17 protein-coding genes are annotated in these 19,153 nt (G+C 60.5%); 9 read left to right on the forward strand and 8 right to left on the reverse strand.

Features of this window, described 5'->3' with window-relative positions; all coding sequences use genetic code 11:
- Nucleotides 1–115: 115 nt before the first annotated feature.
- Both AC1DWZ_RS23055 and AC1DWZ_RS23060 read left to right on the forward strand, forming a co-directional pair.
- Entirely contained in the window at nt 116–1,006 is an 891-nt protein-coding gene (locus AC1DWZ_RS23055) for an EamA family transporter (RefSeq protein WP_477171301.1), read from the forward strand.
- Nucleotides 990–2,264, forward strand: a complete 1,275-nt coding sequence (locus tag AC1DWZ_RS23060; RefSeq protein WP_477171302.1) for an MFS transporter — start codon at nt 990–992, stop codon at nt 2,262–2,264. Before AC1DWZ_RS23055 ends, AC1DWZ_RS23060 begins: the two co-directional genes overlap by 17 nt.
- A gap of 20 nt (nt 2,265–2,284) precedes the next feature.
- Here the strand turns inward: AC1DWZ_RS23060 and betA are convergent, their stop codons facing one another.
- Nucleotides 2,285–3,952: a choline dehydrogenase gene (gene betA / locus AC1DWZ_RS23065; protein WP_477171303.1), complete on the reverse strand. Its 1,668-nt coding sequence runs from the start codon at nt 3,950–3,952 to the stop codon at nt 2,285–2,287.
- A gap of 20 nt (nt 3,953–3,972) precedes the next feature.
- Nucleotides 3,973–4,557 carry a transcriptional regulator BetI gene (betI, locus tag AC1DWZ_RS23070; RefSeq protein ID WP_477171304.1) on the reverse strand — a complete coding sequence of 195 codons (585 nt, stop codon included), beginning with the start codon at nt 4,555–4,557 and terminating at the stop codon, nt 3,973–3,975.
- A 324-nt stretch (nt 4,558–4,881) separates the two neighbouring features.
- On the opposite strand from betI, the gene AC1DWZ_RS23075 reads away from it, so the two are divergent.
- The 4 genes from AC1DWZ_RS23075 (at nt 4,882) to AC1DWZ_RS23090 (ending at nt 8,781) form a co-directional block, all read left to right on the forward strand.
- Nucleotides 4,882–5,823: a glycine betaine ABC transporter substrate-binding protein gene (locus AC1DWZ_RS23075; RefSeq protein ID WP_477171305.1), complete on the forward strand. Its 942-nt coding sequence runs from the start codon at nt 4,882–4,884 to the stop codon at nt 5,821–5,823.
- 105 nt (nt 5,824–5,928) lie between these two features.
- Entirely contained in the window at nt 5,929–6,807 is an 879-nt protein-coding gene (choW, locus tag AC1DWZ_RS23080) for a choline ABC transporter permease subunit (RefSeq protein ID WP_477171306.1), read from the forward strand.
- A 15-nt stretch (nt 6,808–6,822) separates the two neighbouring features.
- Nucleotides 6,823–8,064: a choline ABC transporter ATP-binding protein gene (gene choV, locus AC1DWZ_RS23085; RefSeq protein WP_477171307.1), complete on the forward strand. Its 1,242-nt coding sequence runs from the start codon at nt 6,823–6,825 to the stop codon at nt 8,062–8,064.
- A gap of 3 nt (nt 8,065–8,067) precedes the next feature.
- A complete protein-coding gene (locus AC1DWZ_RS23090; protein WP_477171308.1) occupies nt 8,068–8,781 on the forward strand; it encodes an HAD family hydrolase in 714 nt (237 codons plus the stop codon).
- Nucleotides 8,782–8,888: 107 nt separating this feature from the next.
- On the opposite strand, the gene rnd is transcribed toward AC1DWZ_RS23090, so the two are convergent.
- The gene (gene rnd, locus AC1DWZ_RS23095; protein ID WP_477171309.1) at nt 8,889–10,067 is read right to left on the reverse strand and encodes a ribonuclease D; all 1,179 of its coding nucleotides are present in this window, start codon (nt 10,065–10,067) and stop codon (nt 8,889–8,891) included.
- A 165-nt stretch (nt 10,068–10,232) separates the two neighbouring features.
- On the opposite strand from rnd, the gene aspS reads away from it, so the two are divergent.
- From aspS to AC1DWZ_RS23110, 3 genes are all read left to right on the forward strand, one after another.
- Nucleotides 10,233–12,014, forward strand: coding sequence for an aspartate--tRNA ligase (gene aspS / locus AC1DWZ_RS23100; protein WP_477171310.1), 1,782 nt, complete (start codon nt 10,233–10,235; stop codon nt 12,012–12,014).
- A 121-nt stretch (nt 12,015–12,135) separates the two neighbouring features.
- Nucleotides 12,136–13,173, forward strand: a complete 1,038-nt coding sequence (locus AC1DWZ_RS23105; protein ID WP_477171311.1) for an agmatine deiminase family protein — start codon at nt 12,136–12,138, stop codon at nt 13,171–13,173.
- A 14-nt stretch (nt 13,174–13,187) separates the two neighbouring features.
- On the forward strand, nt 13,188–13,811 hold the full coding sequence (locus tag AC1DWZ_RS23110) for a nucleoside triphosphate hydrolase (RefSeq protein WP_477171432.1): 624 nt from the start codon (nt 13,188–13,190) through the stop codon (nt 13,809–13,811).
- On the opposite strand, the gene AC1DWZ_RS23115 is transcribed toward AC1DWZ_RS23110, so the two are convergent.
- The 5 genes from AC1DWZ_RS23115 to bmt form a co-directional block, all read right to left on the reverse strand.
- Nucleotides 13,805–14,938, reverse strand: a complete 1,134-nt coding sequence (locus AC1DWZ_RS23115; protein WP_477171312.1) for an aminotransferase class I/II-fold pyridoxal phosphate-dependent enzyme — start codon at nt 14,936–14,938, stop codon at nt 13,805–13,807. The two genes, AC1DWZ_RS23110 and AC1DWZ_RS23115, sit on opposite strands and share 7 nt — an antisense overlap.
- 12 nt (nt 14,939–14,950) lie before the next feature.
- Nucleotides 14,951–15,580 (reverse strand): helix-turn-helix transcriptional regulator, encoded by a 630-nt coding sequence (locus tag AC1DWZ_RS23120; RefSeq protein ID WP_477171313.1) that lies wholly within the window; start codon nt 15,578–15,580, stop codon nt 14,951–14,953.
- Between the two features lie 71 nt (nt 15,581–15,651).
- Nucleotides 15,652–16,200 (reverse strand): GNAT family N-acetyltransferase, encoded by a 549-nt coding sequence (locus AC1DWZ_RS23125; protein ID WP_477171314.1) that lies wholly within the window; start codon nt 16,198–16,200, stop codon nt 15,652–15,654.
- On the reverse strand, nt 16,200–18,002 hold the full coding sequence (argS, locus tag AC1DWZ_RS23130; RefSeq protein ID WP_477171315.1) for an arginine--tRNA ligase: 1,803 nt from the start codon (nt 18,000–18,002) through the stop codon (nt 16,200–16,202). Before argS ends, AC1DWZ_RS23125 begins: the two co-directional genes overlap by 1 nt.
- A gap of 69 nt (nt 18,003–18,071) precedes the next feature.
- Nucleotides 18,072–19,118, reverse strand: a complete 1,047-nt coding sequence (gene bmt / locus AC1DWZ_RS23135) for a betaine--homocysteine S-methyltransferase (protein ID WP_477171316.1) — start codon at nt 19,116–19,118, stop codon at nt 18,072–18,074.
- Between the last annotated feature and the right edge of the window lie 35 nt (nt 19,119–19,153).

Consider the following 19,153-nt stretch of genomic DNA (forward strand, 5'->3'; position numbering starts at 1 on the left):
TCGGGCACTCCCTCATGAATTCTTGTCCAAGCTGCGCCCTTGTTTCCGAATCCGAAACTGGGGCATGGTAGCCAGCCTATTGTCCGTCAGGTCCGCCTGTCATGGAAGCTACACCATGAAATCGAAGCATATCGCCCTGGCCCTGTTGGTTGCAGCCCTGTGGGGCATCAATTTTGTCGCAATCAAGATCGGGCTCAAGGACTTTCCGCCTTTTTTGCTCTCAGCGCTGCGCTTTGTAGCGGTCCTGGTGCCGATGATTTTGTTTGTGGGGCGGCCGTGCGTCAGCTGGCGCTGGATTCTGTCCATTGGCCTTGTCTTCGGCGTGGTAAAATTCGGCCTGCTGTTTCTGGGGATGGATCTTGGCATGCCGGCGGGCCTGTCCTCCCTGGTTCTCCAGGCACAGGCGCTGTTTACGGTTATCTTTGCCGCCATCCTACTGGGTGAGCGCCTGCGGCCGGCGCAGCTGGCCGGTATCGGCCTGGCCACCTGTGGCTTGGCGCTTATCGGCTTTGAGCGTGCGCAGGAGACCAGTCTTATTGGCCTGGTGCTCGTGGTCGCGGCAGCTTGCGCCTGGGGCTACGCCAACATCCTGATGAAGCAGGCGAAGGCACCCAACATGCTCAACCTCATCATCTGGGTAGCGATCATTCCACCCCTGCCGATGATGGGACTCTCCTATGCCTTCGAGGGGCCGGACCGCATCATGGCGACGCTGTCTGGTCTCAGTTGGAGTGGCATATTGTCCGTGCTCTATATCGCCTGGGCCTCGACCATCATCGGTTTCTCGCTTTGGGTCTATCTGCTGCGGCTCTATTCTGCGAGTGTCGTGGCGCCGTTCTCGCTCATGGTGCCGATTTTCGGAATCGCGGCGTCGGCCTTGATGCTGGGCGAGGAATTGTCGGTGATCGAAATTGTCGCCGGCATTCTCACGCTGATTGGCCTGCTCTTTGTGGTCTATTCGCCCAAACCCTTGCCGCAGGTGGATGCTCGTGCTGCTCGTTCTTAGGCCCGTTTTCTCGCTTTTGTTCGGCGCTGGCCTGCTGGTGTTGGGCAATGGCCTGATCGGCATTCTTTTGCCGGTGCGCCTCGGAATCGAGAAGGTCTCGCCGGACATCTCTGGCTTGGTCATGTCGGCTTATTACCTGGGCTTCATGGTTGGCAGCGTCCTGGGGCAGGGTATCATTCGTCGTGTCGGCCATATCCGTGCCTTTGCGGCATTTGCGGCGCTCGCCACGGCGACCTCGCTGGTCCATGCCTTGGTGTTCGATGTAACACTCTGGGCTGTCATGCGTGCCTTGACCGGCTTCTGCGTCGCAGCACTCTATGCGACCATCGAAAGCTGGCTCAACGTGAAGACCAGCAATGACGGTCGCGGGCAGGTCCTGTCGATTTATCTCGTCACCACCTATCTCGCCTCACTCATCGGACAGTTGTTGATCAATGCGCTGGAGATCGAAGGTCTTGGCCTGTTCTGTCTCGGCGCGCTGCTGATGTCGCTGTCGCTGGTGCCGGTGGTGCTGACCAGGGTTGCTGGCCCGGAGTTGGGCGGCGTCAAGCGGCTGGGCCTGCGTGTTCTTTACCGCGCGTCGCCGCTGGGTGTCATCGCGACCTGGGGTGCCGGCATGCTTTCCGGCGCGTTTTATGCGCTTGGCGCCATTTATGCCAGCAGCCTGCACCTTACCGTTTTACAGATCTCGCTCTTCATGGGCGTCCCGATCTTCGGCGGCCTGGTCATGCAATGGCCGATCGGCCGTCTCTCGGACCGCTACGACCGCCGTACTGTATTGTTGTTCGTGCTGATCATGTGCGTCGTGTCCAGTGCTGTCCTCAGCGTGTTCAGCTTTGGTGGTGCGTCGCTCACCACGCTGCTGGTGGCGGTCGTCTTCCTCGGTGGCGCGCTTGCCACGATCTATCCCTTGGCCGTGGCGCAGGCTTACGACTATGTCGACCGGGCCGACATGGTGGGCGCCTCAGGCGGCCTGCTGCTGGTCTGGGCGATTGGTGGGACCGTGGGGCCGTTGATCGCGTCCTTCTTCATGGGTCGCTTCGGGCCGTCGGCGCTGTTCGTTTATCTCGCGGTTGTCGCCTCGGCCATCGTCATCTTTACCGCCTATCGCATGCTGGCACGCCAGGCACGCCCTGCCGCGGAACAGACTACCTTCGTCTCGATGCAGACAACCTCAGCGATCGCGAACGCACTCGATCCGCGTACCGATCCGCTGCCGGAATTCTATTACAATGACGAGGATCCCGGCGACCGCTGATCGCCGGGGTTCTTTACCCACTAGCGCTGCGAAGTCTGCCAGTTCGGCGAGGCATAGACTGGCGCGTTGGCGGCAGGCAGGGGTGTCTTGCCCAGGATCATGTCGCTGCACTTCTCAGCCATCATGATGGTCGGGGCATTGAGATTGCCGCTGACGATCGAGGGCATGATCGAGGCGTCGGCCACGCGCAACCCTTCCACCCCATGAACCCGTGCCTGCGGATCGACCACCGCCATGTCATCGGTGCCCATCTTGCAGGAGCAGGAGGGATGATAGGCGCTGTCGCCCCGGCGCCGGATGAAGGCATCGATCTCCTCATCGGTTCGCACATTGTCGCCCGGGTTGATTTCCGGGCCGCGATATTGGTCAAAGGCCTTCTGCGCAAAGATCTCGCGGGTCAATTTGACGGCGTCGCGAAACTCGCGCCGATCATTCTCTGTCTGCAGATAGAAGGGCTGGATGCGCGGGTGATCCTTGGGATTGTTCGACTTCAGCTTGATCCAGCCGCGTGCCTCTTGCCGCATGTTGCCGATATGGACCTGATAGGCGTGGGATGTGCCGTTCTTGCGTCCATGATCGTTGACGGTCGAGGGCAGGAAGTGGAACTGCAGGTTGGGATGTTCGAACCCGGCTGACGAGCGGATGAAGCCACCGGCCTCCAGCTGTGCGGAGGCGCAGACGCCCTTGTGATCCATGAACCAGCGCATGCCGGCCAAGGCCATCGGCACCGGTTTGGTATAGGTATAGAGCGTGATCGGTTTGACGCATTGCTGCTGGATATACATCTCCAGATGTTCTTGCAGATTCTGCCCGACGCCCGGCAGATCGTGCTTCACCTCGACACCTACTTCGCGCAGGTGATCGGCCGGGCCAATGCCGGACAGCATCAAAAGCTGCGGCGAGTTGATGGCGCCGCCGGAACAGATGACTTCGCGATCGGCCCGGTAGCGCTTGACCTGGCCATCCTGCACAAACTCGACGCCAACGGCACGCTTGCCTTCGAGGATGATGCGGGTGGTGAGGGCGCGCGTTTCCACGGTGACGTTGGTACGCTTCTCCGCCGTGCGCAGATAGGCTTGAGCCGCGGACCAGCGGCGGCCGTTCTTGATGGTCATGTCCATCCGGCCGACGCCTTCCTGCTGATAGCCGTTCATGTCCTTGGTGTAAGGATAACCGGCCTGCTGGGCTGCTTCGATGAACGCGTCGAACAGCGGATTTTGTTGATCACCGGTATGGACGTTCAAGGGGCCGCTATCACCGTGATAGGCGTCACCGCCTGCTTCACGTGTCTCGGCGCGTTTGAAATAGGGCAGAATTTCCTGATACGACCAGCCGGGGCAGTTTTCCTTGAAAGCCCAGCGATCGTAATCCAAGGCATGGCCGCGAATATAGACCATGGCGTTCAAGGACGAAGATCCGCCCAGCACGCGCCCCCGCGGCCAATACATGACGCGGTTGTCCATGAAGGGCTGCGGTTCCGTGTGGTAGTACCAATTGTAGCGCTCGTGGCAGAGGTTATACATCAATGCTGCCGGCATATGGATCTGCCAGTTCCACCAATGGTCCTTCGGCCCGGCCTCAAGCACGCAGACCTTGAGAGTCGGGTCTTCGCTCAGGCGATTGGTCAACGCGCAGCCGGCAGAACCGGCGCCGACGATGACATAGTCGAAGGTGGCATCAAACTTCATAACTTTGTTCCCCAGAGAGCTTACCCAAGTTTCATGTCGAGCTTGGCATTGAGATAGTCGAGCACCAGGCGTCGCGCATCGCGCGGGTCAGGGCCCTGTGTTGAGAGGGCAGCGCGCAGCCACAGGCCGTCGATGAGGGCTGCCGTGACGCGCGCAATGTCATCCGCATCGTGCCGGCCCATCAGCTTGAGGGCATGAACCAGATTGTCGTGGAGACGCGAGATGATGATGTTCTGCACGCGGGCAAGACGCACGTTCTTCGGCACCTGGGCCCAGAAGGCGAGCCAGGCCGAGACGCCCTGCGGCGTGAACTGGTCCGGGCCGATATTGCCGTCGATCACCGCCAGCAACCGTTCGACCGGCGAGCTTGCATCCTTCAGCCGCTCCACCACCGAATCCCGCAGGCGATCGCCCAACTGGCGCAGGGTGGCCTCCAGTAGGTCGGCCTTGTCCTTGAAATAATGATGGACGATCCCGGTCGAAACCCCGGCTTTGGCGGAAATGCGCGACAGGCTGGCATCGGCAAAGCCGATTTCGTGGATCGAGGCGATGGTCGCATCGATCAATTGCCGGCGCCTGATTTCCTCCATCCCAACTTTTGGCATCGCTTTCCTCGCGGAACTTTGATCCGGGACCCTATTGCCGGCCCGGTCAGCGCGCCCCACAATCCGTCTTGCCCGCCCCTAAACCGCGGGAGAGGCATCCTGATGGTTTTATATTGGACGATCAATCAAAAAAAACTGTGGGAATTGCCGTCTACCGACGATAATATGGCGTCCTGGCGAAACTTTTTTGCCAATTTGCCCCTAACTTTGAAGTCGCCCTCAAGCGCGGCACAAGATCGACCGGGCGTAGAACGACCGAAAAGCACAGGGAACCCTGTGTGGGGCAGGCTCAAGGGATGGCAACGGAAAATGGGAGAGTCACCAATGTTGATGCGTAAACTGCTCGCCGCTTCGGCGATGTCGCTGGTTTTGGCTGTTGCGGCCAATTCGGCGGCGCAGGCGGCCGAAGCTGATTCCTGCAAGACCATCCGCATGGCGGATGTGGGCTGGACCGACAATACCGCCCAGAACGGCCTCTTTAAGAACATCGTGAAGCCGCTCGGCTATGAAGTGAAGGATGATGTCCTCGGCCTGCCGATCATCCTCGAGGGTCTGAAGAACAAGGATCTCGACCTGTTCCTCGACAATTGGATGCCGTCCAACGCCGCCAACGTGCAGCCCTATCTCGATGAAAAGTCGATCGATTCCCTGCAGCCGAACCTGAAGGGCGCCGGTTACGGCCCCGTGGTGCCGCAATATGTGGCCGATGCCGGCGTGAAGGACCTCAAGGACCTTGCCGCCAATGGTGAGAAGTTCGAGAGCAAGTTCTACGGCATCGAACCGGGCAATGACGGCAACAAGATCGTCCAGGCCAAGATCGACGATCCGGCGAACGGCCTCGATGGCTGGGAACTGGTGGAATCCTCGGAACAGGGCATGCTGGTCCAGGCCGAAAAGGCCATTAAGAAGCAGGAATGGATTGTGTTCCTGGGCTGGGCACCGCATCCCGTCATGGGCGGTATGCCGCTTTATTACCTCTCCGGCTTCGAAAAAGACGGCTTCGGCGAAGCGAAGATCAATGCGCTGACTCGCCCCGGCTATACCGCCGACTGCGCCAATATCGGCAAGTTGCTCGCCAATCTTGAATTCACGCTGCCGATGGAATCCGATGTCATGAAGGAAGTCCTCGCTGGCACGGATGGCGAAGCAGCCGGTGCTGCATGGCTGAAAGCCAACCCGGCGGTACTCGACACCTGGCTCGCTGGCGTCACGACCTTCGACGGTCAGGACGGTGCTGCCGCTGTGAAGAAGAACCTCGGTCTCTAATTCGAATGCTGTGATATGGGCGGCCTTGGCCAAGGGATTCCTTGCCAAGGCCGCTTTTCTTCATAAAGCTCAGATAATATCGCCGAACATTGCTGGGGGCAGAGCATGGAATGGCTGAACGAGATCGCCAAATGGATTTCGGCGCGGGAACACCGAGTTCCATTGGGTGAATGGAGCAAGATTGCTGTTGAGTGGCTGCGGGACAATTTTGAATTCGCGTTTGACCGCCTGACCACTTTTCTCGATGCGATCATTCAAAGCAGCGTCGACGTGTTTCTGTCGGTCCCAGCGCTTGTTTTTATCCTACTGGCATCCGCACTGGCCTACTTTCTGCAACGCAGCTGGAAGTTGTCCGTATTTGTTGTGTTCGGATTGCTGTTGACGCTCAACTTCGATCTCTGGAAGCCGACAATCGAGACGCTCGTACTAGTGCTCTACGCCACATTGGTATCGTTGCTCATAGGTGTGCCCGTCGGCATCATGGCTTCGCGGCGCCCCATCATTTATCAAGTACTGAGTCCAATCCTGGATTTGATGCAGACCTTGCCAACGTTCGTCTATCTGATCCCAGTGCTGATATTCTTCGGCCTTGGCCCAGTGCCCGGCTTGATCGCGACCGTCATATTTGTGGTGCCATCGCCAATTCGACTGACCTATCTTGGAATTAGTCAGGTGCAGAAGCCGCTAATCGAGGCTGGCGAGAGCTTTGGCTGCACAAAGTGGCAGCTGCTGATCAAAGTAAAGTTGCCAGCGGCGTTGCCGACGATCATGGCGGGCGTCAATCAAACTATCATGCTATCTCTGTCGATGGTGGTTATCTCAACACTTGTCGGTGCCGGTGGTGTCGGTGCGCCGGTCATTCGTGCTCTCAATCAACGTAATGTTCCGTTGGGCGTGGAGGGTGGAATCACGATTGTCATTCTAGCCATCATCCTTGACCGCATCATCAGGCAACGTCGATATACCAAGAAACCGAAGTCGTAGGCGGAGGATCAGACTATGAGCTCACTTAACGCCGTCCGCTTCGAAAATGTCGATGTCATCTTCGGCCAACGTAGCAAGGAAGCCTTGTCTTTGCTGGACGCTGGCGAGGGGCGCGACAGCATCCTCGACAAGACCGGTTCACTGGTTGCCGTCCACGACGCGTCTCTCTTCGTCAATGAGGGCGAAATCCTCGTTCTCATGGGGCTATCCGGCTCCGGCAAATCGTCACTGCTCCGCTGTGTCAACGGTCTCAACCAGGTATCGCGCGGCCACGTCATGGTGGCGACGAAAAAGGGCGAGGTCGACGTCGCCAATTGTTCCGAGGAAACGTTGCGGGACCTGCGCCGCAACCGCATCTCGATGGTGTTCCAGCAATTTGCGTTGATGCCTTGGTTGACGGTGCGCGACAATGTTGGATTCGGCCTCGATATTCGCGGCATGGAGAAAGCAGAGCGCGACCGGATCGTGGACGAGAAGATCGCACTCGTGCGTCTCGACCGCTTTGCCAACAAGTTCCCACACGAACTCTCGGGCGGCATGCAGCAGCGCGTCGGTCTCGCACGCTCTTTCGCAACGGAAGCCGAAATTCTGCTGATGGACGAGCCGTTCTCGGCCCTCGATCCGCTCATCCGCGAACATCTGCAGGACGAACTCATCGAATTGCAGCGCAAGCTGAAGAAGACGATCATCTTCGTCAGCCACGATCTCGACGAGGCGCTCAAGATCGGCACGCGCATCGCCATCATGGAGGCTGGCAAGGTCGTGCAGTTCGCGGTGCCGGAGGAGATCATCCTCAACCCGGTCAACGACTATGTCCGCCAATTCGTGGCCTCGATGAATCCGCTGACCGTCTTGAAAGGCGGCACCCTGATGCGGCCGGCAAGCGATCTGGTGCGCGAACCAGGATCGAGCTTCATCCAGCTCGATCGTGCCGGGCGGTGCCGCTGCCAGCTCGATGAAGCCGGCCGTCCGATCAACCTCATGGTCAACGGACGTCCAGGTGAATTCGTCACCTATGCCAGCGACCTCGACATGGCGGCCATCGCAGAAAGCAACCAGATGGTGACAGGTCTCGACCGGACGCCGATGCGGGCTGCGGTCACCGTGCGCCAGCAGACCAAGCGGCCGATGATCCTTCTTGGCGATGACGGTGCGCTGCTGGGGGTCGTGGGCGAGCATGAAATCTATCGTGGCATGTTGCGGCAGACCGAATATGCCAAGGTGAATACGTCAGCTCCGAACCAGGTGGCGGTGTAGCCAGTGCCTCAAATTTCCGACGCGATCCATGCCATCCTGTTCGACAAGGATGGGACCCTGTTCGATTTCTACAAGACCTGGGGGCCTGTCACCGAAGAGGCGGCCCTGATGGTCGCACGCGGTGATCCGGCAAAGGCCCGTCACATCCTGAAGGAAAGCGGCAAGGACCCGGACACGGGGAAATACATCCCAGGATCGCCGATCGCCTCCGGCAGCAACCGCGAGATTGCCGAGCTTTGGACAAGCCTTGCCGGCCGCACTGATGCCGATGCCGTTTATGCCGAAGTGCATCAGCTGTTCTTGAAGCGCCAGGCGACCGCGGCAACGCCGGTCACCGATCTCGACGTGCTGTTCACCCGGCTGCGCGCGCGCGGTCTGTCGCTGGGAATAGCGACGATGGACAGTGAAGAATCTGCCCGCGCTTCCATGGCGCGCTTCGGCGTCCACGGCTCGCTCGATTTTATCTGTGGCTTCGATACCGGCCATGGCGTCAAACCAGGCGGCGGAATGGTCGAGGCCTTTGCCGCCCACGTCAATCTGCGCCCGGCGATGATTGCCGTGGTGGGTGACAGCCCCCATGACATGGCCATGGCGCGTGCTGGTGGGGCAGGGCGTGCGATCGGCGTGCTGACGGGTGTCAGCCTACGCGAGCATCTGATGGATCATGGCGCCGATATGGTCATCGACAGCATCGTCCAACTGGAAACGGCGTTGTAACTTGATTTAATCGTCATCCTCGGGCGAAGACCCGGGGATCCACTCGTGCCTTGGAAAACGTGGATGCCCGGGTCAAGCCCGGGCATGACGCTGCAAGCTGTGCCACCCTAATCGAGGGTGATGACCTTGACCTTCTTGCCGGCGGTGGTGAGCGCCAGCTTGCCGTGCTTCAGCTTCAAGGCTTCTTCGCCGAAAATCTCGCGCCGCCAGCCTTTCAGGGCCTGAACATCGGCATGATCATTGGCGGCTAGGGCCTCAAGATCGCCTGCGCTGGCGATCAGCTTCTGCGCCACTTCATTCTCATCGCAATGGAACTTCAGCAGCACGCGTAGCAGCTCGATGATCGGGCCCAATCCCGGCGGGATGTCCGGCCGCGGGTCGAGCTTTGGCGCTTCGCTCTCAGGCATATCCAGGCCCCGGAGGACGGCCGCAAGGACGCCATCGCCGAGCTTGCCCTCGGCAAAGCTGCGTGACAGGCCGCGGCAGCGTGATAGGGCGTCGACGTCCCGGGGAGGATGAGCCGCGATCTCGAGCAGTGTCTCGTCCTTGACCAGCCGGTTGCGCGGCAGGTCGCGGGCCTGGGCCTCTCGTTCCCGCCACGCGGCGATTTCCTTGAGGACTGCGAGGAAGCGCGGCTTGTCGCTGCGGGTCTTCAGGCGCATCCAGGCATTGTTGGGATCAGCACGGTAGGTATTGGGATCGGTCAGGATGGCAATCTCATCCTCGACCCAGTGGCCACGGCCAGATTTTTCTACCTTGGCGTGCAGCTTTTCATAGACCGTCCGCAAATGCGTGACGTCGGACAGAGCATAAGTCAGCTGCTTTTCGGTCAACGGCCGGTGTGACCAATCGGTAAAGCGCGACGATTTGTCGATCCGGGCGCCGGCCAGCTTGGTGGCCAGGGTCTCATAGCTTGCGGCATCGCCGAAGCCGCAGACCATCGCGACGACCTGGGTGTCGACCAGCGGAGTCGGCACCTTGCCAGTCATCCGGACAAAGATTTCCACATCTTGCCTGGCGGCGTGGAACACCTTGATCACGTTGGGATTGGCCAGAAGTTCAAAAAGTGACGTTAGATCAATCCCTTCAGCCAGGGCATCAATGGCTGCGGCCTCGTTCGGCCCAGCCAGCTGCACCAGGCACAAGACCGGCCAATAGGTCTTGTCGCGCAGGAATTCGGTATCGATGGCGACAAAGGGCTCCGACGACAGCCGCTGGCAAAAAGTGGCCAAACTGGCGGTGTCGGCAATCACTGAGGGTTGTTGTTTCGCGGCTACCATGTTCATCACGTTTAGCTATAACGACAGGGCCCGAGTCAAGGGAAGAGCCTCGTTTGCATAAGCGGAATTCCGCTGAAACCCTTGACAATCCGCCGCTTTCCGCGTCATTTGCCCAGCGATTTCGGTACGAGTTTCGGTGCAAATTCCGGTTATTTTCAAGGACTTCCCCAGATGCATGCCTATCGTTCCCATACTTGCGGCCAATTGCGCGCCAAAGACACCGGCGAGACTGTCCGCATCTCCGGCTGGATCCATCGCAAGCGCGACCATGGGAATCTGGTGTTCATCGATCTCAGGGACCATTACGGCCTGACGCAATGCGTGCTCGATATCTCGAACCCGATCTTCAAACAGGTTGAGCAGACCCGTCTGGAAAGCGTCGTGACGGTGACCGGCAAGGTCGTCGCCCGCACCCCGGAAACGGCCAACCCGCGCATGCCGACTGGCGAAATCGAGGTCGTGATCCAGGAATATACCGTTCAGGGCACCGCCGAGGTTCTGCCGCTGCAGGTCAATAGCGAGGAAGATTACGGCGAGGAAATTCGCCTGAAGAACCGTTTCCTGGATCTGCGCCGGGACAAGGTGCATCGCAACATGATGCTGCGCGCCAATGTCATCGCCAGCCTCCGCCGTCGCATGATCGCGCAGGGCTTTACCGAGTTCCAGACGCCGATCCTGACTTCGTCGTCGCCGGAAGGGGCTCGTGACTTCCTGGTGCCGTCGCGCCTTCATCCCGGCAAGTTCTACGCCTTGCCGCAGGCGCCCCAGCAGTTCAAGCAGCTGCTCATGGTGGCGGGTTTTGACCGCTATTTCCAGATCGCACCTTGCTTCCGAGACGAGGACAGCCGCGCCGACCGCAGCCCGGGCGAGTTCTACCAGCTCGATTTCGAAATGTCGTTCGTGACCCAGGAAGACGTGTTCCAGGCCATTGAGCCGGTGCTCCATGGCGTGTTCGAGGAATTTGCCGAGGACCGGATCGTCTCTGCAATGCCTTTCCCGCAGATTCCGTTCGAGGAATCGATGCTGCGCTATGGCTCCGACAAGCCGGATCTGCGCAACCCGATCCGCATCACCGACGTTACCGACGTCTTCCGTGGTTCCGGCTTCGGGATCTTCGCCAAGGCAATCGAGGGCGGGTCCATCGTCCGCGCTATTCCGGCACCGGGTGCCGCCGGGAAACCGCGGTCTTTCTTCGACAAGCTCAATGATTGGGCCAAGACCAACGGTGCTGCGGGCCTCGGCTACGTGATCTTCGAAGCGGCCGGCCCCAAGGGTCCGATCGCCAAGAATCTCGATGAAGCGCGCCTTGCACAGTTGAAGGAACTGGCCGGTCTCAAGGACGGCGATGCCGTGTTCTTCTCTTGCGACAAGAAGCTGGCTGCAGCCAAATTCGCCGGTGCCGTGCGTACACGCCTCGGCGAGGAATTGGGCCTCATCGATCCGAAGAAGTTCGAATTCTGCTGGATCGTCGATTTCCCGATGTATGAGCTCAACGAAGATACCAACCAGATCGAGTTCAGCCACAATCCATTTTCGATGCCGCAGGGCGGGCTCGAGGCGCTCCTCACCAAGGATCCGCTCACCATCAATGCGTTCCAGTACGACATCGTGTGCAACGGCATCGAACTGTCGTCGGGTGCCATCCGAAACCATCGCGCCGAGATCATGTACAAGGCGTTCGAGATTGCCGGATATCCCAGCTCAGTGGTCGAGGACAAATTCGGCGGTATGCTGAACGCGTTCAAATTCGGCGCGCCGCCGCACGGTGGCTCGGCGCCGGGTATTGACCGGATCGTAATGCTGCTGGCCGAAGAGAAGAATATCCGCGAGGTTATTTGCTTCCCCTTGAACCAGCGGGCGGAAGATTTGCTGATGCAGGCGCCGACCGAAGTGCCGCCGGCACGGTTGAAGGAATTGAGCATTCGCCTCGATTTGCCTTTGGCGAAAAAGTAGGTCAGTATCCCGCCAAATCCCGTGCTGCGGATGCCCTGCCGGTTTCACGTCGGCAGGAAAAAAGGTCGGCAAATTCAATGCCGGCGGGCGCGGATGATCGGACCAATATCCAGGGGAGCGGATGTCCTTACCCTTTGATGACGGCTTCTCCGTTCCGGCCGAGTGGGCGCTTCATGCCCGCTGCTGGATGGCGTGGCCGACCCGTGCGGAGAGCTGGGGCGAACATCTTGATGCGGCGCGCGATTGCGTCGCTGAACTCGCCAATACTGTGGCCGAGTTTGAACCCGTTTCGATGATCACCAAGCCGAAAAACGTTGCCGAGGTCTCCTTGGCGACGGGCACGGGCGTCAGCCAGATCTCGCTCGCCCATGACGATTGCTGGATGCGCGATATCGGGCCGAGTTTCGTCGCCAATGCGGCGGGCGAGCTCGCCGGCGTGACCTGGGGCTGGAACGCCTGGGGCCATCGTTTCGACGATTTCGAACGTGATGCGGCAGTGGCCGAAATCCTGCTCGACCGGCTGGAGATGCGGCGCTATGTGGGCTCCCTCATCGTCGAGGGAGGCGCCGTCCATTGCGATGGCGAAGGCACCTTGCTGACCAGCGAGAGTGTCCTGATGAATCCCAATCGCAATCCAAACCTCACCAAGGAACAGGTCGAAGAGCAGCTCATCCAGATGCTGGGTGTGCGGCACATCATCTGGCTGGGCGAAGGCTTGCAGGACGATATGCGCGGTGGCCACGTCGAAAATCTGGCGCGCTTTGTGCGCCCGGGCGTGGTCCTGGCAACATCCTGCAGCGATCCGGCCGACCCCAATTTCAAGGTCTGCGCGGACAATCTCCAGCGCCTGCGCCAAACCCGCGACGCGGCCGGGCGCGAATTGGAGATTGTCGAAGTCGAGCAGCCACGCCCGCGCTTCGATGCCGAAGGCCGGCGTCTCGCCATGTCCTATGTCAATTTCTATCTGCCCAACAGCGCCGTCATCCTGCCGGCCTTTGAAGATGGCCAGGCAGACAAGCGTGCCTATGACATCACCACGCGCATCTTTCCCAAGCGTGAGATCGTGCAACTGCCGGCCATCGAGCTCGCTTATGGTGGCGGTGGTATTCATTCCATCTGCCTGCCGCAGCCGGCCGGCAATATCGCGAAACCCCGCTGACTCCAGTTCGTGACATAGGCGAAGAAGCGCTGGCACGCATGATCGCTGACAAGGCAGCATCGGGTCAGCGCGTCATGATTGGCATTGCCGGACCGCCTGGTGCCGGTAAGAGCACGCTCGCCGACGCCTTGTGTGACCGCCTCAATCGGGACATTGAAGGCCAGCCGGCCCTGGTCGTGCCGATGGATGGCTATCATTTCGACAATGACATTCTCGTCGCTCGCAATCTGATGGCGCGGAAGGGTTCACCGCAGACCTTTGATGCCCACGGTTTCCAGAACTTGCTGACGCGACTGCGTGCGGGGGAGGCAGAGGTCGCGATCCCCGTCTTCGACCGCGACCGCGATCTTGCCCGCGCCGGGGCGAGGCTCGTCACGCCGGCAGCGCGCATCCTGCTGGTGGAAGGCAATTATCTGTTGCTGAAAAGCGAACCCTGGGTGCGATTGAAATCGGTCTTTGATCTCACCGTGTTCCTGCCGGTACCCATGGAGATTCTCGAAGCGCGCCTCATCCAACGCTGGCTGGATCACGGCCTCGCGCAAACTGCTGCCGAAACGCGGGCACGCAGCAACGATATCCCGAACGCTGCCCTGGTGATGGCGGAGAGCCAGAACGCGGATGTCAATCTTCGCTATTGATTGCTGCGCAGATAGGCACGCATTGCCGCCAGTCCTTCCGGCACATAGGTGCGACCGAAACCGATCCGGAAGCGGTCACTGGGCGTCGAGATAAGTTCCGATCGGTAGAGGCCGGCCGGCAGCAAGACGACGCCGGCTTCTTCGACCAGGCGGCGGCAGAAAGTTTCGACGCCGTCCTTGCCCAGGTAGCGCGGGAAGGCGATGCAGCCGCCATCGGGATGCTGCCAGTCAAAGAGGTCCGGGAAGTCGGCAAAGAAGGCGTCAACCGCAACGAGGTTCTTGGTGATCAGCGCCTGGTTGCGGGCGATGATCTTGTCCGTGGCTTTGAGAGCGATGACAGCCAGATGCTCACTTGGCCCCGCATTGCAGATGGAAAGGTAATGCTTCACCCGCTCCATGCGATAGAGAAGGTCATGGTCGCGCGAGGCGATCCAGCCCACGCGCAGGCCTGGCAAACCATAGGCCTTCGACATGACGCCCAGCGTCAGGCCTTTCTCATAGGCTTCGATGGCAGAGGGTAGGCGCAGTTCCGGCCTGCGTTCGAGCCCGCGATAGACCTCGTCCGAAAACAACCAGATGCCATGCTGCCGGCACAGCGCCACCAGCCCGTCGAAGGTGGCGCGATCGATCACTTTGCCGGTCGGGTTGTGCGGGAAATTGATGGCAATGAGCTTGGTATTGGGGCGAATGGCGGCACGCATCACGTTGAGGTCGAGGGCCCAATTGTTGTCGACATCCAGGGCAACGCCCGTGGTGGCACACAAGGATCGCGGCAATTCCTCGCTGGATTGATAGTTTGGCGTGACAACGATGGCGTGATCGTCCTTGTCCAGCAGCGCATGCATGGCGCAGAAAATGCCTTCCTCGGCGCCGGCAAACGCCAGGATATCTTCCGGCTTCACGCCCTGATAAGTGGCAGCCACCGCGGCGCGCAAGGCAGGGGTGCCGGCGGGTTCGATGTAATGCAAAGGCAGGTCTTCGAAGATCGCGCGATCTTCCGGCGTTGCCAGGGCCAGCAATTCCTTCAGGCTCAAGGTTTGCATGTCCGATGCCGTCATGTGGTAACGGCAGGCAAACTCCCATTTGCCGAGATATGTCTCGAGACGGAAATCAGGCAGCATCGACATGGGCTTTGTCCTTCAGGCTTTGCGGGCTTCGCCGAGCAGATTGTAGATGGTGGCGCGGGACAGGCCGAGCGCATCGGCTACGTGCTGCGCGGCTTTCCGCGTGGCGAACAGATTGCGCTCTTCGAGATAGGCCATCAGCGCCACACGGTCGTCGCGGTCGAGCGCCTTCAGGGTCCGGCGGCGTTCCTGCAGGAAGGCGCGGATGGCAAGGTTGATCTGCTCACGCCAGTCCTGGGCGAACATCGGCTCAGGCCGCGGCTGCTCGGCCTTGGTGAAGGCGTTGAGCAGATCGATGGCGCGATCGAACACGGCGAGATCAAAATTGATGCACAGCAGGCCGATGCGCCGGCCGGCTTCATCCTTCAGGATGGCGCTGACCGACTTCAACCGCCCGCCCTCGGGGCTGGCCTTCTCGTAAGGACCGTAGACATCCTTCTCACCAATAAGTTCCGGGTCGTCGCCGAGATGCGACGGGTCGCCGATCTCGCGCTTGGAGAAGGCGTTCCAGATGCCGGCGACACGATCACTCAGCAGGTCATGGACGACCACCTCGGCCTGCGGCGCCAGCAATGCGGCGATGGCGGCAGCGGTCGGGAAATGCAGGGCGAGGGTACCCGGTGGTTTGGGAAGTTTACGGCTCATCGCGGTCATTTAGTCTAATTTAGACGATTTGTCAAATTCTGCTTGCGACGCTTCCCACGTTGGAATTGGAGCTACCGCCTAGGATTCCGCTTCCGATAGAGCACGTGCCGCAGCAGCGGGTGATCCTTCGCCAGCATCGGATGATCGAAATCGGCGCTGGGATCATAGACCAGACCGATCCGGTCCATGACATCGCGTGAGCGCTGGTTCGTTGTTGTCGTGAACGACACGATCTCCGGCAGATCGAGCACAGTGAATCCGAAGCCCAGCGCCACCAGCGCTGCTTCGGTCGCATAGCCATGGCCCCAATGCTCATGGGCGAGGCGCCAGCCGATCTCAACACAGGGTGTGAAGGCAGCCTCGAAACGCGGCCGCGACAGACCGACAAAACCGGCAAAATCGCACTTGCCGGGAATCTCAATGGCCCAGAGGCCCCAGCCATGCGTGTCGATATGATCAGCGATGCGCTCAGCAAGCGCATTGCTGTCCATTTCGCTCATCGAGCCGCCCAGGGTTGCCGTCACCCGCGGGTCGGCATTGAGTACCGCGAAAGCCGCGCGGTCGCCCTCGCGCCACGGCCGCATCAGAAGCCGTTCCGATGCGAGCGTGGGCGCTGTCATTACATCCGTTCAGGCGTGGTGATGCCCAGCAGCTCCAGGCACAGCTCCAGCTCCTTCAGAACCAATTCAGCCAGCGCCAGGCGTGATTGGCGCCGTGCCACGTCGGTTTCCGACAGAATGTGAAAGGCGCTGTAATAGCTGCTGAAGGTCTGCGCGAGGTTGAAGGCGAAATCGGCAATCCGGTTCGGTGCCAACTCGGCATAGGCAGCATCGACGGCATCGGGCATCTGACCCAGCATCAGCATCAGGTCGCGCTCGCCTTCCTCCGGCGCCAGGATGACACCTGGTTTATTGTCTCCCGGCCAGACGGCCTGCTTGTCCGCTGACCAGAAACCTTGCGCCTCAGCCTTCTTCAGCAACGATTTCACGCGCACGGCGGCGTAGAGCAGATAGGGGCCGGTCTTGCCTTCGAAGCGCGAGAAGCGGTCAAGGTCGAAGATGTAATTGGCAATCGGATTGTTGCTAAGATCGGCGAATTTCAGCGCGGCGATGCCGACCTTCTTCGCGATATCGCTACGCTCCGCCTCGGTGTAATCGGCGCCGAGCCCATGTTCGGTCAGCTTCTTCATCGCCTCATCCGACATCATCTGGATGAGATCGTCGAGGCGCATAACGCCACCGGCCCGCGTCTTGAACGGCTTGCCATCGACACCGTTCATGGTGCCGTAGCCAAGATGGAACAGTTTGCCCTTGCCGTTGATGCCGGCCTTGATCGCAGCACGGAACACCTGCACGAAATGCAGGCTCTGCCGGTGATCGACAACATAGACGCTGCGGTCAGGGTTCTGGCAATTGACGCGGTCGACGATCGTGGCAAGATCCGTGGTGCCGTACATGGCAGCACCATCGGATTTGATGAGGATAAGCGGCGGGATGTCCTGCTTGTCGGTCTCTTCCTTCACCGGGACGATGAGGGCGCCCTTATCCTCGATGGCGATGCCCTTTTTCTTCATGTCCTCGACCATCGGCGGGATAAGGTCGTTGACGCAGGCCTCGCCCTTCCACAGGTCGAAATAGACACCGAGATTGCCGTAGTCGCGCTTCATCGCGTCGACGGAGATATCAAAGAAATGCTGCCACACCGCGCGGTAGCCGGCGCGGCCATCCTGCAATTCCGCTGTGGCGAGACGTGCGCGTTCAAGCCGTGCCGGGTCTGCTTTGCAATCGCCGGACGCCTTCGGATACATCTCCTCAAGCTCGCTCAAGGTAACCGGGCTGGTCGCGGGATAGGGGCCGGTGAAAGTGGCGTCGAAATAGGGCAGCGTCGGCTGGCGGATCTCGAGCTCCGAGATCAGCATGCCCATCTGCAGGCCCCAATCGCCCATATGCACATCGCCGATCGTTTCATCGCCGATGAACTTGAAAATGCGGCGGATGGAATCGCCGATGATGGCGGCGCGCAGATGGCCGACATGCATGGGCTTGGCGATATTAGGCCCGCCATAATCCAGCACCACGACGTCGGGCTTTGCTTTCGTCGGCTGGCCAAGGCGCGGGTCGGCGGCGACCCGGTTCATGGCCGTGGCGAAATATTCGTCAGTGACGCTGAGATTGATAAAGCCGGGTCCCGCCAGCGACACCTCCCGGAACACCKGGTTGGCGCGCAAGGCCTCGGCAACCTTCTCGGCAATGGCCCGCGGGTTCTGCTTGGCTGCCTTGGCAGCGGCGAGGGCGCCATTGCACTGGAACTGGCCAAGGTCGGGGCGGCCGGAAACGATCACCTGGCCGAAGGCCGGATCGAGACCCTGTGCCTGGAACACGGAGCCGGCAATGTCGCTGAGCTGGGCGGTAAACGAAGTCATCAGGGGAAATCCAACGTAAAAGGGCCCGCGCGCCTTTCGGGCGGCGGGCGATGGAGGGTTATAACCGGATTAGAAAGCTACGTCGCCAGCCGATGTGCGGTCGCGGCGGCGGGCGCGCTTGGTGGCCTGGACCGGATCTTCACCGGAGAGCTGGGCCGAGGCGCCGGCGGTCAGCGCCCCCAGGCGGGCGACAATGGCGTCGACACTGGGCTTCTCGCCCGGCGTATGGGCATTCAGGGCGCCGCGCATATGCGCCAGATGTTCGGCCGAGGTGCCGCAGCAGCCGCCGACGATCCGGGCACCGGAATCCCGGGCGAGGCGGCTGTAATCGGCCATCAGGTCCGGGGTGCCGTTATACTTGATCTTGCCGGCCTCAAAGTACGGGATGCCGGCATTGCCCTTGGCGACGATGACGTCCCCCGGCCGCGCCGCTGCCGCGAGCTGCACAATGGTGGCGGTGAGATCCGAGGCGCCGACGCCGCAATTGGCCCCGTATGCGACCGGCTTCGGGTCCAGCGTATGCACGAAATCGACAAAGTCCGCCGGGGTCAGGCCCATCATGGTGCGGCCGTTGGTGTCAAAGCTCATGGTGGTGACGATGGGCAGGCCTGCCGCAGCGGCCCCTTTGACGGCCGCCGCCACTTCTTCCTTAGCCGACATGGTCTCAATCCACAGCACGTCGGCGCCGCCGGCCTTGAGGGCCAGGGCCTGGGCGCGGAAGGCCGCAATGCCGTCTTCCATGCACAGCGAGCCCAGGGGTTCGAACAGCTCACCCGTGGGGCCCATGGAGCCTGCAACAACCACGTCCCGGCCACTGCGGTCCGCCACGCGCCGGGCGATCTCCGCCGCGCGCTGGTTGACCTCGGCCACGCGGTCCTGCGCGCCGTGCAGTTTCAAGCGATACGACGTGCCGCCGAAGCTGTTGGTCAGGATGATATCGGCACCGGCATCGACGAAGCCCTGGTGCAGCGCCTCGATCCGATCGACATGGTCGAAATTCCACATTTCTGGGGCGTCGCCCGCCTGGAGACCCATCTGAAACAGATTGGTCCCGGTGGCGCCGTCGGCCATGAGAAAGGGCTTTTCAGCCAAGAGGCGCAGAAAACGATTTGTCATCAACAGGTTCCCAAGGGTATGGCGCCACGTTCGCG

This window comes from Dongia sp. P2_B8 (genome assembly GCF_056404715.1).

What these genes read in the sequence shown, in the direction of transcription:
- AC1DWZ_RS23055 (WP_477171301.1), top strand. Translation starts at nt 116, where the DNA reads ATGAAATCGAAGCATATCGCCCTGGCCCTGTTGGTTGCAGCCCTGTGG.
- betA (WP_477171303.1), bottom strand. Translation starts at nt 3,952, where the DNA reads ATGAAGTTTGATGCCACCTTCGACTATGTCATCGTCGGCGCCGGTTCT.
- betI (WP_477171304.1), bottom strand. Translation starts at nt 4,557, where the DNA reads ATGCCAAAAGTTGGGATGGAGGAAATCAGGCGCCGGCAATTGATCGAT.
- AC1DWZ_RS23075 (WP_477171305.1), top strand. Translation starts at nt 4,882, where the DNA reads ATGTTGATGCGTAAACTGCTCGCCGCTTCGGCGATGTCGCTGGTTTTG.
- choW (WP_477171306.1), top strand. Translation starts at nt 5,929, where the DNA reads ATGGAATGGCTGAACGAGATCGCCAAATGGATTTCGGCGCGGGAACAC.
- choV (WP_477171307.1), top strand. Translation starts at nt 6,823, where the DNA reads ATGAGCTCACTTAACGCCGTCCGCTTCGAAAATGTCGATGTCATCTTC.
- rnd (WP_477171309.1), bottom strand. Translation starts at nt 10,067, where the DNA reads ATGAACATGGTAGCCGCGAAACAACAACCCTCAGTGATTGCCGACACC.
- aspS (WP_477171310.1), top strand. Translation starts at nt 10,233, where the DNA reads ATGCATGCCTATCGTTCCCATACTTGCGGCCAATTGCGCGCCAAAGAC.
- AC1DWZ_RS23105 (WP_477171311.1), top strand. Translation starts at nt 12,136, where the DNA reads ATGTCCTTACCCTTTGATGACGGCTTCTCCGTTCCGGCCGAGTGGGCG.
- AC1DWZ_RS23115 (WP_477171312.1), bottom strand. Translation starts at nt 14,938, where the DNA reads ATGTCGATGCTGCCTGATTTCCGTCTCGAGACATATCTCGGCAAATGG.
- AC1DWZ_RS23120 (WP_477171313.1), bottom strand. Translation starts at nt 15,580, where the DNA reads ATGAGCCGTAAACTTCCCAAACCACCGGGTACCCTCGCCCTGCATTTC.
- AC1DWZ_RS23125 (WP_477171314.1), bottom strand. Translation starts at nt 16,200, where the DNA reads ATGACAGCGCCCACGCTCGCATCGGAACGGCTTCTGATGCGGCCGTGG.
- bmt (WP_477171316.1), bottom strand. Translation starts at nt 19,118, where the DNA reads ATGACAAATCGTTTTCTGCGCCTCTTGGCTGAAAAGCCCTTTCTCATG.